Consider the following 1,611-nt stretch of genomic DNA (forward strand, 5'->3'; position numbering starts at 1 on the left):
CACCTTCACCCAACTCCTGGAACGCGTCCGCGAAAGGGCCCTCGCCGCCTACGCCCACCAGGACCTGCCCTTCGAACACCTGGTGCAGGCCCTCAACCCGAACCGGTCCCCGGCCCGGCATCCGCTGTTCCAGGTGATGCTCTCCATCGACACCGCCGAGGCCGAGGCGTTCGCGCTCCCGGGACTGGACACCCACGCCACCCCGGTACCCGCGGCAACGGCCAAGTTCGACCTGGACATCGCCCTCACCGACCGGCGCGCCGAGGGCGGAGGGTGCCTGGGTATGAACGGCGCCGTCGAGTACGCCACCGATCTGTTCGACCCGAGCACCGTACGGAACCTGACCACGCGCTGGGTACGGCTGTTGCGGGCCGTCGTGCACGCCCCGGAGCAGCCCCTGGGCCGCATCGACGTGCTGTCCGCCGACGAGCGCCACCTGCTCGTGGGCGACCTTGGCGGCGACGGGACGACGGCGACACAACCGCGCGCGGGCACGATCCCCGAGCTCTTCCGCATCCAGGCCCGCACCACGCCGGACGCGGTCGCCGTAGTTGCCGACGACACCACCTTGACCTACGCCGAACTGGAGGGCCGGGCCAATCGGCTCGCCCACGCGTTGATCGCCCGCGGCGTCGGAGTCGAGGACGTCGTCGCCGTCGCCCTGCCACGCTCGGCGTCCCTGGTCGTGGCGGTCCTCGCGGTGCTCAAGGCCGGGGCCGCCTACCTTCCGCTGGACGCGGACTACCCGGCGGCACGCATCGAGGCCATGGTCGAGGACGCCCGGCCCGTGCTGCTGGTGGCCGATACCTCCACGGCCGCCGCGGGCGGCCTCGGCACCCACACGCCGCACGTGCTGCTCGATGCGCCGGAGACCATCGAGCTGCTGCGGGCCATGCCGGACGCCGACCCGACGCCGAAGCTGCTGCCCGACCACCCGGCGTACGTGATCTACACCTCCGGGTCGACCGGGACCCCCAAGGGAGTCGTCGCCCGCCACGCGAGCGTGGTCGACACGGCCGGCCAGTACGGGGAACGGGTGTTCGACCCGGCGGCGGAGAAGTGCGGCAGGCGGTTGCGGGTGGCGCTGACCGCCTCGGTGTCCTTCGACGCCTCCTGGGCCCAACTCGCTGCCCTCACGGGCGGCCACGAACTCCACGTGGTCGACGCCGCCACCTGGGCCGACGCCGATCGGTTCTCGGCGTGGCTGGTGCGTCACCGGGTCGACTCCGTCGACGTCACCCCCACGTACATGCGCGTGCTGGCCGACAAGGGTCTGTTCACGAACGAGCGGTGGCGGCCGAGCGTGGCCGTGCTCGGCGGCGAGGCCGTGCCGGAACGGCTGTGGCGCGAACTGCGGGCCGTGGACGGCCTGACGGCGCACAACATGTACGGGCCGACGGAGTGCACCGTGGACGCGGTTCGCGCACGACTCGACGCCGCCGCCACCCCTGTCATCGGATCGCCGGTGGCCGGGGCACGTGCCTACGTGCTGGACGCTTCGCTGGGATTGGTACCACCGGGGGTGGCGGGGGAGTTGTACGTGGCGGGGGTGGGTCTGGCGCGCGGCTATCTGCGCAGGCCGGGTCTGACCGCGCAGCGGTTCGTGGCCGA

The 1,611-nt window shown here is 72.6% G+C and carries 1 protein-coding gene; it reads left to right on the forward strand.

Translation table 11 applies throughout. The features are described from left to right. The coding region (locus ACWCPW_RS51985; protein ID WP_449768687.1) for a non-ribosomal peptide synthetase at positions 1-1,611 on the forward strand (1,611 nt) is incomplete at both ends.

Source organism: Embleya sp. NPDC001921 (assembly GCF_053594475.1).